This window comes from Pseudenhygromyxa sp. WMMC2535 (genome assembly GCF_011083025.2).
This window is the reverse complement of the sequence record NZ_JABJWV010000001.1, coordinates 5,359,632-5,373,176: the sequence shown is the minus strand read 5'-3', so window position 1 is coordinate 5,373,176 and position 13,545 is coordinate 5,359,632. Positions and strand designations below refer to the sequence as shown.

The 13,545-nt window shown below is 69.9% G+C and carries 10 protein-coding genes and 1 CRISPR repeat array; of the genes, 8 read left to right on the top strand and 2 right to left on the bottom strand.

All coding sequences use genetic code 11. The features are described 5' to 3' along the window. Positions 1 to 135: 135 nt before the first annotated feature. The 7 genes from G6O69_RS21170 to G6O69_RS21140 all read left to right on the top strand — a co-directional run bounded on the left by G6O69_RS21170 (position 136) and on the right by G6O69_RS21140 (position 8,611). Positions 136 to 1,233, top strand: a complete 1,098-nt coding sequence (locus tag G6O69_RS21170; RefSeq protein ID WP_172305318.1) for a radical SAM protein — start codon at positions 136 to 138, stop codon at positions 1,231 to 1,233. 29 nt (positions 1,234 to 1,262) lie between these two features. Beyond that, on the top strand, positions 1,263 to 2,306 hold the full coding sequence (locus tag G6O69_RS21165; protein WP_172305317.1) for a radical SAM protein: 1,044 nt from the start codon (positions 1,263 to 1,265) through the stop codon (positions 2,304 to 2,306). A 31-nt stretch (positions 2,307 to 2,337) separates the two neighbouring features. Next, positions 2,338 to 3,987: direct repeats of the CRISPR family, unit length 36 nt; unit sequence GCTTCAACGGGGCCGCCCTCAAACGAGGGCGGAAGG. Positions 3,988 to 4,309: 322 nt separating this feature from the next. After that, positions 4,310 to 4,537 (top strand): hypothetical protein, encoded by a 228-nt coding sequence (locus G6O69_RS21160; RefSeq protein WP_172305316.1) that lies wholly within the window; start codon positions 4,310 to 4,312, stop codon positions 4,535 to 4,537. 32 nt (positions 4,538 to 4,569) lie between these two features. Next, complete coding sequence (locus tag G6O69_RS21155) at positions 4,570 to 4,830, top strand: DUF3892 domain-containing protein (RefSeq protein ID WP_172305315.1); 261 nt, start codon at positions 4,570 to 4,572, stop codon at positions 4,828 to 4,830. Continuing rightward, a complete protein-coding gene (locus G6O69_RS21150) occupies positions 4,827 to 5,813 on the top strand; it encodes a hypothetical protein (RefSeq protein WP_172305314.1) in 987 nt (328 codons plus the stop codon). Before G6O69_RS21155 ends, G6O69_RS21150 begins: the two co-directional genes overlap by 4 nt. 45 nt (positions 5,814 to 5,858) lie before the next feature. After that, positions 5,859 to 7,433: a hypothetical protein gene (locus tag G6O69_RS21145; RefSeq protein ID WP_172305313.1), complete on the top strand. Its 1,575-nt coding sequence runs from the start codon at positions 5,859 to 5,861 to the stop codon at positions 7,431 to 7,433. Positions 7,434 to 7,468: 35 nt separating this feature from the next. Further along, entirely contained in the window at positions 7,469 to 8,611 is a 1,143-nt protein-coding gene (locus G6O69_RS21140) for an SPFH domain-containing protein (RefSeq protein WP_172305312.1), read from the top strand. Positions 8,612 to 8,635: 24 nt separating this feature from the next. Here G6O69_RS21140 and G6O69_RS21135 read toward each other — a convergent pair whose 3' ends face one another. Together G6O69_RS21135 and G6O69_RS21130 are read right to left on the bottom strand one after the other, a co-directional pair. Then, positions 8,636 to 9,364 carry a hypothetical protein gene (locus G6O69_RS21135; RefSeq protein WP_172305311.1) on the bottom strand — a complete coding sequence of 243 codons (729 nt, stop codon included), beginning with the start codon at positions 9,362 to 9,364 and terminating at the stop codon, positions 8,636 to 8,638. Between the two features lie 48 nt (positions 9,365 to 9,412). Beyond that, positions 9,413 to 10,834: a patatin-like phospholipase family protein gene (locus G6O69_RS21130; protein ID WP_176397001.1), complete on the bottom strand. Its 1,422-nt coding sequence runs from the start codon at positions 10,832 to 10,834 to the stop codon at positions 9,413 to 9,415. Positions 10,835 to 11,160: 326 nt separating this feature from the next. Between G6O69_RS21130 and G6O69_RS21125 the strand changes: the two genes are divergently transcribed. Then, a complete protein-coding gene (locus G6O69_RS21125; protein ID WP_172305309.1) occupies positions 11,161 to 13,473 on the top strand; it encodes an alkaline phosphatase PhoX in 2,313 nt (770 codons plus the stop codon). The last annotated feature ends 72 nt before the right edge of the window (positions 13,474 to 13,545 follow it).

Sequence of the window (13,545 nt, the reverse complement as noted above, 5' to 3'; positions counted from 1 at the left end):
GACTCGACTCGACTCGACTCGACCCGAATGGGCTGTCCCTCAATGCCGAATTTGGCGACATGAAGCCATCGTAAACATGCGCATTCATCGATTCGCCAACTGACAGCCCAGCGCCCCGACCGATAGACTGGCGAGATGCTGTCCTTGCCGGGTCGAAAGGTCATCTGGTCGATCCTGGCCCGGCGCGCCGCCGCGGGAGAGCTCCGCTGGCTGGCCAGGGTCGCCAAGATCGGCGTGCAGCTCAAGCTCGAGGGCCTGCGGCGCAGCGGCCGGGCCCCGAGCCCGATCATGGCCGCGATCGTCGTGACCAAAAACTGCAACCTCCGCTGTCCGATGTGCGAGCTCCCCGAGCGCCACCGGCTCGCCCCGAGCAGCGTCGACACGGCCACCTGGCTCCACGTCATCGACGAGCTCGCGGACCTCGGCACCATCGGGCTGAGCCTCACCGGCGGCGAGCCGACCCTGCGCTCGGACATCTTCGAGCTGCTCGCCCACGCCCGCGCCCGCGGGCTCATCGTTGCGATCAACACCAACGCGCTCCCCCTCCACGGCGAGCGACTCGAGCGCTTCTTGGCCTGCCCGCCAGACAACGTCAACATCTCCATCGACAGCGGAGATCCGGCGGTCAACGACCGCCTGCGCGGCGGCAAGCGGGTCCTCGAGCGGACCCTCGAGCGGATCGCCATGCTCGCCGAGGCCCGGGCCCGCCGCGGCCTGCAATTCAAGATCACCGTGGTCTCCGTGCTCAGCGACGACAACCTCGACGACCTCGACGCCCTGTTCGAGGCCGTCGCGCGCAGCGGCGCAGACCGCCTCGGGCTGATGCCCCTCCACGAGGTCGGCGACGGCGTCCTCGAGGTCGCCCGGGCCAGCGCCGACACCCGCGCCCTCGACCGCCGCCTCGCCGCGCTGTCCGCCAAACACGCGCTCCCCCTCGAGAACAGCCCGGCCTACCTCGCCGGCTTTCACGCCAGGATGAGCGGAGGGCGCAGCTGCAATACACGCTGCAACGCCGGCTATACGAGCCTGATCATCGGCCCCGACCTGCGCATTTATCGTTGTTGGCCATATTTCGAAAAACAGGCCGCTCTGCGCACCTGGGACGTCGACACCCAGCGCCTCGGCCAGCTGTGGAACGACGAAACACAAAGACATGATCGCCTCGCAGCCCTCGGCTGCGATGCGTGCTACTGGAACTGTCACTGGGAGCTCAACCACACCCTGGAGGTGTGAATGACGGCTCCTCCGCGGGCCCCCCATCCATGAAACTCAGCGCGCTGGTCCCGCTCGGGCTCCGTTTCGTCAAGGCCCGCGCGACCGGTGATGGCCTGCCCCTCTCGGTGATCTTCGAGGTCACGCAGCGCTGCAACCTGCGCTGCAAGTACTGCTCGATCTGGGCAGACCCGCCGCCGGAGCTCTCGCTCGCCGAGATCCGCCCGCTGGTCACCGAGATGGCCGCCGCCGGCGTCCAGACCGTCAGCCTCGTCGGCGGCGAGCCCTTCTTGCGCGACGACCTCGAGGACATCGCCGACGCCTTCACCCGCGCCGGCATCCGCGTGGCCGTGTGCACCAACGGCTCGGGCTTCGCCGAGCGCATCGCCGCCCTCCCCGGCCTGGTCTTCCTCGCCATCTCCCTCGACGGCCTGCGCCCGACCCACGACAGCCTGCGCGGCCGGGGCAGCTTCGACGCCGCCCTCGACAGCCTGCGCGCCGGAGTCCGCCGCGGCGTCGAGTCCCTGGCGACGATCACGATCACCCGCCAAAACCTCGACGTCCTGCCCGAGGTCCTCGCCCTCGCCAAGGCCGAAGGCTTTCGCCTCAACTTCCAGCCGGTCATGAACCTGCGCTACGCCTCGGGCCGCGTCGACGCGCTCACCCCCTCGCGGGCCGAGCTGCGCGCCTTCATGTCGGAGGTGATCGCCGCCAAGCAAGCCGGGGCCGCGATCTTTGGCTCCGTCGACATGCTGCGCTTCATTCGGGACAATTGGCAGCCTGGTGGCGGCTTTCACCAGGACATTGGGCGCAGCGACGCCTCGCATGTCGGCAAGGTGCCTTGCCATGCGGGGCGGTTCTTTTGTGCGCTCGGATCCGAGGGCACGCTCTCGCCTTGCGAGCTGCTCGGGATGCCGAGCGCGGCGCTGCCGAACGTGCGTGATGCTGGGTTTGAGGCGGCGTTTCGAGCGTTGCCGGCTCCGCGCTGTGCGGGGTGTTGGTGTACGCCTTATTTGCTGCGGAACATGGCGACGAGCATGCGGCCTGGGGCGATTGCTCAGGTGTTGCGGGTGATGATGATGGAGGGGGCGTAGGGAGGCAGTTCGGGGGATTGCGCGAGTGCTTGCTGGAACGGGGCCGCCCTCGAACGAGGGCGGAAGGCCCCCCAATCGGAGCCGGACTCGGTGACGTAGGGGGTGTCCTCGCTTCAACGGGGCCGCCCTCAAACGAGGGCGGAAGGTGGCGCCCGACCGCCTACACCTACCACGGCGACAAATCGCTTCAACGGGGCCGCCCTCAAACGAGGGCGGAAGGTGCGCTTGGCGATCTCGACGTCGCGGTCGCTGGGGGCGCTTCAACGGGGCCGCCCTCAAACGAGGGCGGAAGGCTATCGAAGAAGAGGATCGGATCGTCGTCAACGTCGCTTCAACGGGGCCGCCCTCAAACGAGGGCGGAAGGGTAGTGGACCTGGCGAAGGAATCGGCGGTTGACGTGCTTCAACGGGGCCGCCCTCAAACGAGGGCGGAAGGCTGGGCCACCGACGCCAAGGGCAACGTGATCACGCGGCTTCAACGGGGCCGCCCTCAAACGAGGGCGGAAGGAGGACTTCGCCGTGGCGATTGCTGCGGCGGAAAGCCGGCTTCAACGGGGCCGCCCTCAAACGAGGGCGGAAGGTCGACCCTCAAGGGAGCGAGGCGGCCGAGCCGCTGCTCGCTTCAACGGGGCCGCCCTCAAACGAGGGCGGAAGGGTCGCTCTCACTCTGAGCCGTCGGCCCGGACGAGAGGCTTCAACGGGGCCGCCCTCAAACGAGGGCGGAAGGCAGTACTGGGAACACTGGGTAGACGTGTCCACAGATCCCGAGCTTCAACGGGGCCGCCCTCAAACGAGGGCGGAAGGCGAGGCGCACCTCCTACTTCGGGGGCCGGACGCCACGCTTCAACGGGGCCGCCCTCAAACGAGGGCGGAAGGCTTCAAGCGCTCCGCCACCTCCTGGGGTCCAGATGCGCTTCAACGGGGCCGCCCTCAAACGAGGGCGGAAGGATCCGAAGCACCACCTAACTCCATACGCCATTTGCGGCTTCAACGGGGCCGCCCTCAAACGAGGGCGGAAGGTAGTGCTTTGCGGCGTCTACTCCGGCGGCGGGGAGCTTCAACGGGGCCGCCCTCAAACGAGGGCGGAAGGCAAAACCGCAGAGTGCTACCTCGTTGACGCGCAGTAGCTTCAACGGGGCCGCCCTCAAACGAGGGCGGAAGGCCGACAGAAGGTTCCTCAAATGAAGCCACAGCCACAGGCTTCAACGGGGCCGCCCTCAAACGAGGGCGGAAGGCTCCAGCGGTCGGGAGAAGGAAAGCGGTCGCGGGAGTCGCTTCAACGGGGCCGCCCTCAAACGAGGGCGGAAGGATCGAAGAGAAGTACGGCAAATGCAAAGGATGGAAAGCCCGCTTCAACGGGGCCGCCCTCAAACGAGGGCGGAAGGCCGCGTTGACTGGGGTCAATGTCGTCCAGCACATCAAAAGCTTCAACGGGGCCGCCCTCAAACGAGGGCGGAAGGATAAGCTTACAGGGGATGTGACGTTGATTGATCTGCTTCAACGGGGCCGCCCTCAAACGAGGGCGGAAGGAAGTCCAGTCGATGCTGGACAGAGCCGGCAAGGGGCTGCTAGCTTCAACGGGGCCGCCCTCAAACGAGGGCGGAAGGCGCCGCCGCCAAGAAGAGGAAGAGGCGGCGAGGCAAGGGGCTTCAACGGGGCCGCCCTCAAACGAGGGCGGAAGGGGCTATTTTCTAACCCCATGAAATTACAAGCTTTCTCAGGCCTTTTGCACGCAGGGCGATTTCGCGCGTGGGTGAACCCCGTTCATGTGTCTCTCTTCAATTTTCAAACAGCCCGCCACACCCACCTCAGACCCCGAATTCGTCATTTTGCACGCAAGACCGGGGTTTCACTGCGCCCAACCCCGCGTGCGACGAACCTACACTTCATACCCCAGATCCAATCTCACCGAACACGAGAATAATCACAATAAATATACCCATAGGACAACTCAACAATTCACCCACTCGTCCGCAGGCTCGGCGTCCACCTACTCGAGCCACCGTGGCCGTGGCCGTCGACGCTGAGCGCCACCTCCTCCACCGCAGGATCCAGCAGCACCAGCCGCGACGAAGGCGAGAGAAAGAGAAGCTCGAACCCAAGCCGGCTGAAGACCACATTGGCGAGCGCGCCGGGAGGCTCCCAGCCAACGAGCAGGCCCAAGGTGATCCGCTCGGCACGCTCGACCTCCTCGCCGCCATTCGCTCACAAACTATTTTCGGCGCCACCTGATCCAGCGGTCTGGCCTGGTCACTGTGGCGACGATGGCCAAGCAAACATTCACCGTCACCTGCGTGAAGCGCAGCGAGAACGGGAGCATCTCTCACCTCGGAAATGCCCGAGAGACACACTCCCTCGCCACCGCCAGGCGCAACATCGAACGCGGCGAGCTCAGCTACCGAGTCGGCTCCTTCCTCGGCCCCGAGGTCCAGGTCGTCACACAGACAAATGGCGACTGGTACCTGCGCAGCGACCCCGACGACGAGACCTGCAACAACCTCGGCGATCTCCAGGAGTGCCCATGAGACTCCTCAAGAAGCTCCAGCACCGCGTCGGCGTGGCCCTGAGCCCGCAGGAGCACTACACCCGCGCCTTCTCCCAGGGCGTGCTACTCGGCCGGGACAAGTACGCCGCCGCGGCTCAGCTCTTCGAGCAGGCCGCCCGCCACGCTGGCCAGGCCCAAGACGCCGGGCTCCAGCGTCGCGCCAACGCCAACGCGCTGCTCTATGGCTTCCTGGCCGGCGGCTCGCCGCAGACCCTCTCTCCCCTCCTCCAGGCCCTCGACGGTCTCGACGACATCGAGCAGATCGGCTCGCAGGCGGAGTTCGTCGACGCCAAGGCCCTGCACCACGAGCTCGCCGCTCGCCTGGCGGAGGCGACCATCGCGGTGCTCGATCCCAGCGCGCACCTCGAGCGGGCTCGCCACCACCGCGGCGCGGCCCGCTACTTCGAGGCCATCGGCGGCCAGGCGCTGATCACCTACGCCCACCGCCCCGACAGCCTGGGCATCGAGCGCGCCGACCTGCGCAGCTTCTTCCACGACGGTCAGGCGCGCTACCACGAGGCCCTCGACCAGGCGCACACGGACCCCGAGGCCGCCGCCGACGCGATGAACGAGGCCCTGGTCGCGCTGCTCCAGGCCCCCGCCAAGGACCAGCAGCAGGCCGCGGAGCGCTGGCTCGAGCGGCTCAGGACCCAGCGCAGCTGCTGGTCCTGCGGGCGCGAGTTTTTGGGCGCCGAGCTCCACTATCACCACGTCCCGGCCACGGTCCGCGGCTATGTGGTCGAGGTCTTGCGCCGCGCCGGCCACGACCTCGCCAGCGTCGATCTCTCGAGCCAGCGCGTGGTGCTGTGTGCGACCTGCGGGACGATGGTCCAGACCATCGCCGACGCCCAGGCCGTGCGCCGCGTGACCGAGCTGCGCGCCGAGGTCGAGGCCCAATTCGCAGGGCTCCAGCACCAACTCGCGGGGCTCGAGCGCCGCGTCAACGCGCTCTCGGTGCGCTGATCCGATCCCCGCAATTCGTCACCAGCCTCGTCGAGGAGATTCCCCATGCAGATGCAGACCATGGAGCTTCGTTGTCCCTACTGTCGCGCGGCCCAGAGCTACGCCGGCGCCGGGCATCACACCTGCGAATATTGCCTGCGCGGCTTCACGGCCGTCGACGCCAACCAGGCCGCGAGCCAGGCCTCCGCGCGAGCCGAGGCCTGGCTGCGCGAGCGCGTGGGCGGCAGCACCGACGCGGAGGTCGTCGATCAGGCCAGCCGCGGCTACATCTTCCGCGAGCGCATCTTGCCCGAGCTGCGCCGAGACGCGGCCAGGGCCCGCGAGGGTCTCGGCGCCTGGCTTCAGACGCCGCTGATCTTGCCCGAGCTGGCCCGCGCCCACGCTGGCGCGCCCCACCCCCTGCTCGCCCACGCCGGGCGCGTGCAGCAGCTCGTCGAGCTGCGCGGGCGCCTCGAGCATCGCTCCGTCCGCGGCTTCGCGGTCGACGAGGCCGCCCGCGACGAGCTCGATCACCTCGACATCGCCCTCGACGAGCTGATCCACCAGCTCAACGTGGTCGGCGCGACGGAGCGCGGCGGCCCCGAGGGCTGGGCGGCCGTGCGCACCAACCTCGAGGCCCTCGCCGAGCGCGACCGGCCCAAGCACGAGGGCGACGACCTGAGCGCCCTCGCCCGTGAGCGCTGGCAGCTGCTCGCCGCCCTCGCCCGCCACAGTGAAGACTGCGCCAACGGGACCCACCCGCCCAACCAAGTCGAGGCCGTCGAGGCCCTCGCCGTCGGCCTCGACGGCCTCGCCAAGCGCTTCAACGAGCGCAAGCCGCCCTCCGTCGAGGCTCGCGCCACCGCCCTCGCCGTCGAGGCCGAGGCCCGCGGCGCCCGGACGCTCGCGCGCTGGCTGAGCAGCCGCGCCCGCCTGCCCGGCGCGCGCGAGCGCCCGCTCCCCGAGCTCTACCAAGCCGTGATCCCCTCGATGCCCGCCGGCGTCGACCCCCAGTCCGCCGCGGACCTGCTCGAGAGCTGGGCAGGCCTGGCCGCCGTCTCCCGCCAGGAGAGCCCCGCCTTCGCCCTCGACGACTTCGGCTGGGTCGAGGCCTGGGCCACCTCGCACTGCGCCCGCAAGCGCCTGGGCCTGTTCGGTGACGAGGAGAGCGTGGCGAGCATCACCCCCTTCTTGCTGCCGATGTGGGTCGCCTCGCTCGGCTACTCACAGCACAGCAAGAGCCTGCTCGGCGGCGGCGTCGAGCAGCGCGCCCTCGCCTTGCTCGACGCCACCGCTCGCCTCAACCCGCCGCTGACGGTGCTCGGCTCGCCGCCAGAGCCCCTGCGCGCGGCCCTGACCCACCCGATCGGGGTGCGCACCGCGACCATCGCCCTGCCCGCCACGACCCAAGGCGAGGCCCTGGCGGGCTTTCGCCAGGCCGGCAGGCGCCGCCCCGATCTTCAAAACGCCCGCTTCGAGCTCCGCGGGCTCGTGCTCGTGCCCGCGGCCATGGCCGTGCTGCGCTCGCGCAAAGGCGAACGCGCGATCACGACCGCGCTCGCCGATCAGGTCTCGATCTCTCCCCAGGCCTACCAGCGCGCGCTGGCGGGAGATCAGCTGTTTCGACAATTCTCTCGCTAACCCCGAACACACGCAACAACGACAGGATTCAGGCAATGTCCATTAGCCAATGGTTGATCAATGTGGGTATCCGCGCCGAGGCCGGCGCCCTCGCCTTCGCCACGCGCCGCGGCCGACGACCGCTCCAGTGGCCCCCGGGCCGCGACGACTCGATTATCCACCGGCTCCCCCGAGATCCGCGTGAGCGCGCGAGCATCTTCACCGACGAGCAGTCGATCATCGTCAACCCCGACGAGCTCGCGCTGGTCATCGAGGACGGGCGCATCGGCGGCGCGCTCGGGGCCGGGCACTACGTGTTCGAGAAGACCCGGGTGACCGGCTCCCTCGACGTCATCTGGATCAAGTCCGGCCAACGCCAGCTGCGCTGGGGCCTGGGCAACGTGTGCACCCGCGAGGGCATCGAGGTCGCGGCCAACGGCGTGGTCCACCTGCGCATGGGCGACCCCGAGCGCTTCAACACCGAGGTCATCCAGGGCGCCATGCAGCTGACCGAGGTCGACCTCCAGCGCCTGCTGATGCCGCGCTTTCAAGGCGTGCTGCGCACGCTGATCGCCTCGTCCGGCGCGACCGAGCTCTACGCCGAGCGCGAGGGCTTCGACGCCCGGCTCAACGAGGCCCTGGGCGAGACCCTGGCCGACATCGGGCTGTCGCTGATCGACCTCGAGATCGTCGAGGTCAGCCTGCCCAGCGAGTTCAAGGCCGCCCTCGCCCGCACCACCATGGCCAAGCTCGGCGGGAACGCGGAGCTCGAGGAGGCCCAGACCCGCATGCGCGTGGCCCAGCTCGACGCCCAGGCCGAGCACGCCGGCGGCTTCGTGCGCGCCGAGCTGATGGCGCACATGCAGGCCCGCGGCCTCGACCCCATGCAGGTCTCCATGCTCGACTCGCTGCGCAGCATGGCCGAGGCGCCGCAGCTGCCCTTCTCCGGCGGCGCGGCCCGGGCCGAGATGTTTGGGCGCATGGCCGAGTCGATGATGCGCCCCGGCAGCGCCCCGGCGCCGGTTCAGGGCGGCCAGGCGGCGGCACCCGGCCCGAGCGCCCTGCCCCCGGCGGCCGACGATCCCCGCGAGCTCGAGGCGCAGCTCGACAAGCTCGTCGAGCGCCTGGCCAACGGGGAGATCAGCGAGGCGCTCTTCGAGCGGCTCAGCGCGCGGCTCGAGGCTCGGCTCTCGCGCTGAGCTCGGCTCTCGCGCTGAGCCAGCTCAACCCGAGCTGGGGCAGGCCGCGGCCAAGATGGCCTCTTCCTCCGCGCAGGCGCAGCTCTCGGGGGGCGGCTCCTGTGCGCAGCTCTCGTCCTCGCAGGCCGCGGCCATACACGCCCACATCGCCGGGTACGCGTCGAGGCAGGCCTGGCCGTCGTCGATGTAGCCATCGATGGCGAACTCGGCCGTCTCCACCGCGCAGATCTGCACGGCGCTCAGGCTCCCGGGCTCGTCGGGCTCGCCCGCGGCGTTGCACTCGCAAAGCGCCGCGAGCTCGGCCACTTGCGGCTCGCTACAGACGAGCAGCGCCTCAAGGGTCAGGCCCACGCAGGCCTCGTCATCGACCGCGCCCTCGCAGGCCGCGTTCATCGAGCACAGCGCCTCCGCGAGCCTCGCGTCGGCGCAGGCGCTGCCAAAGATCTGAGCAGAGGCCTCGATCTGTGCTTCGCAGCGCTGCGTGCAGCCCTCGAGCTCACCCTCGTCGAGGATCCCGCAGGTGACCTGAGCCGCGCAGCCGTTGGCGCAGTCGAGCGCCGGATCCCCCGAGCTCGTCTCGCCGCTCTCGCCCTCGCTCGTGTCCGTGGTCGCCTCCTCGCTCTGACCTTCGCTCTCGTCGCTGGCGTCGGCGCTGTCCGTGAGCTCGTTTCCCCCCTCTCCCTCATCCCCGTCGGCGCTCGGGCAGGCGCTCAGCAGCAAGGACAGACCGAGCAAAATTGGCGTCGTTCGCACCAGGTCATCCTAGCAGCGTAAACCAAAGTGCCCATTCGCTTCCCCCCCTCAGGCCCACGGCTCGAGCGAGGACACGACCCGGCGCTCGTGCTCGAGCGCACCCTCGAGCGCCCCCAGCTGGCCGGCCGCGAGCGCCTCGCTCACGCAGCGATAGCCCGCGTCGACCATCACCTGCGGCTCTCCGAGCAGCACCCGCGCCACGCCCTCGAGCTGCGGACGCAGGACCACCCCCGCGGCGCTGCCCTGCTCGGCCGCGGGCACCCGGCCGCCCCACGCCCGCGCGCAGGCGCCGAGGACATCGAAGAAGCCCGGCTCCACCTCGCTGCGCAGCGCCGCCCTCGAGGGGCGCCGCTTCAGCTCCGCGCTCGCTCCGAGCTTGGCCGAGGGGCCAGGCAGCGCCGCCATCGCGCGCTTGCCCACCGCACGCGGGCGCGCCAGGCTGCGGACGTCGCTGGCGATCACCAGGCCCGGGCGGCGAGCAGACATCGCGGCGATCGGGAGCTCGTCGACCAGCCCGCCGTCGACGAAGCGCTCACCCTCGCGCTCGACCGGCGGGAGCAAGCCGGGGATCGCCGCGGCCGCGAGCACGGCGTCGGCCGTGGGCCCGCGATCCAGGATCTCCGCCACGCCCAGGCGCAAGTTGGTGGCGACGGTGAAGCACTCGCGCTCGAGCGATTCGAATTCCAGCTCGCCCAGCCAGGTCTCGACGCAGCGCCGCAGGCCCTCGGGGTCGAGGAGCGAGCGCCGCGGCGCGCGGGCCAGCGAACGAAACACGCCGCTGTCGAGCCAGGCCTCGGTCAGGCCGCGGGTCATGTCCTCGACGGAGAAGTCGGCGGCGGCGAGCACCGCCACGCCTGCGCCCGCGCTCGTCCCCGCGAAGGCGTCGATCTCGAGGCCGGCGTCGCGCAGCCCCGCGATCACGCCGATGTGCGCGAAGGCCCGGGCGCCGCCGCCGTTGAGCACCAGGCCGACGCTCTGACCTCGCAGGTGGCGGATCAACGCGGCCAGGCCACGGCGCTCCCCGGGGCGCAGGTGATGGACCCGCCGCGCGCAGGCGGCCTGGCGCTGCGCGGCGCAGCCCTTGCTTGGCCCACGCGCGCGCTCGTGCACGATCACGAGCTCGCGCGGGCCAGGCTCGTCGATGCTCGCGCAGGTCTGCGCGATGGCCCGGGCGTCCTCGCTCGCCCGCGCGACCACGAGGTAGAGCGCGCTCGGCTCGGCGCCGCGCTCGACCGCTTCGTCGACGGGGATCCAGGGATCGAGGCGACGCTCGAGGGCGGCGGCGAGCGCCCGAAGCTCGGGCGCTGGGGCACCGGCGATCACGCGCACCCGCTGGCACTGTGACACCCCGGATGTCCGCCCCGGAGCCGCGGCGAGATCCACCTGCGCGCGTTCGAATTTCCCTGCGGAGGGGCCGCCAGCTCGCCGCCTGCGCGAGTCTCGAAAGGTGCTCCAAGTGCCCATGACCATGAAGGAATGGCCTTATCACGCGGCCGTGAGCCCAGACAGCCTGAAGCTTTCTCCCGTCCTCGAGACCTGCCTGCGCCCCACTTTGGGGATATCGCAAAATGCAGACTTTCCCGAATTGGTACATTTGGAAATCGATATTTTCACGATCTCACGACCCCGAGTCGGGCGGTCGCCAGCGCCCTCGTTGGCCCCATCCAGCGGCCCGATCCCGGGCTCGCGCGCACGCGCACGCGCCGCTTCACCCCGCCCTCGTAACCGTCGCGTTCGGCTTTGTTCGCACGCCGGACACCCTGCCGACACGGGGCCCATTCAGCATGCGCCCAACCATGCGCCGCCCCCATCAGCCTTCTTTCCTGTCCATCCCCCTGAGCGCCGCCATGCTGCTCGCGGCGTGCTCCGACGACGGCACCGCGGCAGACGAGGCCGACGAGACCGGCACGGACACCGTGTCCGAGGAAGCGTCGAGCACGACGAGCGAGGACACCGAGACCACGACGAGCTCGGACGACGACATCACGGCGGACACGACCGACACCGACGAGAGCACCGAGTCCACCGACGAGGGTGAGTCCACCGACGAGGGTGAGACCACCGACACCGGCGGGCTCGAGCCCATCGACCCCGAGGACCTGCGCCCGCTCTCGTCCATGGTCTCGGCCTCCCTCGACCCCGAGACCGGCGCCGCCGACCTCCCGAGCTTCGTCAAGGGCCTCGTCGACCTCGTCGACATGGACGCGCTGCCCGACGACGTCGCCTTCCCGCTCGCGGCCGAGACCACCGACAGCGTGCGGGCCATCGACGGCCTCCAGGTCTCGGTCGTCGCCAGCTGGTTCGACCCGCTGACCAACGACGAGGGCTTCGACGCGCCGCGCTACGGCGCCAACAACGACTACATCGCCTACTTTGGCGACGGCTGGACCACGGCCCCGCAGTTCAGCGGCAGCGGCACCTCCGGCTGGCTGTGGACCAACCACGAGTACATCTCCGGCGACCAGCCCACGCCCGAGACCGGCGCGAGCGGGCAGTTCGGCCTGCTCAACGACTTCCTCTACTACTTTGGGATGATCGCCAACCCCGACGCCGAGACCTGGTCCGACGCCGAGCTCGAGACGGTGATCACCGCCCACAAGCGCCAGCTCGGCGGGTCGTGGTTCCGCGTGCTCAAGGACGGGCAGACCGGCGAGTGGATCATCAACCGCGCGGCCAACAACATCCGCTACGACTCGACCAGCGCCACGCAGGTGCTGGTCACCGGCCTGACCCTGCCCGAGCTCGCGACCGACGACAGCGGCGCCGAGCTGCCCGCCGGGGTCGTGCCGGGGATCATGGGCGACTGCTCCGGCGCCCAGACCCCCTGGGGCACGGTGATCACCGCCGAGGAGAACGTCCAGTCCTACTACGGCGACGCCGAGCCGTGCTGGACCAGCCAGCAGCAGTTCGTGGTCGACTCGGGCTGCGATCCGGGCGCCGACATCGAGCTGAGCACCGCGCCCGACGACGACGGCCTGTTCAGCGTCCACCCCGACGTCAACCACCGCCACAACCGCGACTTCTACGGCTTCCTTGTCGAGATCGACCCCGGCCAGGCCCCCGACGAGTACTACGGCAAGACCACCGCGGGCGTCGGTCACCAAAAGCTCGGCGCCATCGGCCGGGCGCGCTGGGAGAACGCCAGCTTCGCCGTGGATCAGGACTGGAGCCTGAGCGACGGCGAGCCGATCGTGATCTACTCGGCCAACGATCGCCGCGGCGGTCGCATCTACAAGTTCGTGACCGAGGGGGTCTACAGCGCGGACATGAGCAAGGCCGAGATCCGCGAGCTGCTGGCCGCTGGCACCCTCTACATCGCCCACTTCTCCGACCTCGACAACGACACTGGCATGACCGTCGGCGGCGCGGCCGTGACCGCGGCGGCCCCCGGCCTCGGCATGTGGATCGAGATCTCGACGACGAGCACGGACGTGGCCCCCAACGCCGCGGCCCTGTCCCCGGGGATGACCGTCGGCGAGGCGCTCATGGACCAGAGCTACAACCAGATCGCCGGCTTCCCCGACGACGACACGGTCCGCCGCGGGCTGTGGACCGCGGCCAACAAGATCGGCGTCCGCGAGCTCAACCGCCCCGAGGACGTCGAGTTCAACCCCCTCGACGGCAACCTCTACGTGGCCTTCACCAAGCACGGCCGCCGCGTCGCCCTCGACAGCGAGGGCGTGCTCTACGACCCCGAGACCCAGGAGATGGACTCGCCCGTGCGCGAGGACTCGACCGGGGCGGTGTTCGTGCTCGACGAGGACGGGGCGCCCGGCGAGGCGACCAGCTTCAGCTACTGGGCGGCCTGGTACGGCAGCGAGGGCACCGGCACCTACGACGCGGCCAACCCCGACAACCTGATGATCGACGCCCAGGGCGGCGTGTGGTTCGGGACCGACGGCAACTACGGGACCAACGGCCACGCCGACGCGGTCTACTACCTCGACCTCGACCCCGAGCACGCCAACACCTACGGCGTGGCCTTCCGGGTGATCGCAGGCCCCTCGGACGCCGAGGCCACCGGCCCGGCGCTGAGCAGCGACTCGCAGACCTTCTTCTTCTCGGTCCAGCACCCGGGCGAATCCGAGGACTCGAGCTGGCCCAACTGAGCCAGCGCGCGGGCGCGCGCCCCTGCCCGCGCGTGCCTTGAAAAGGAGAGGTCTGCGCCCTGGCCGTCGCCA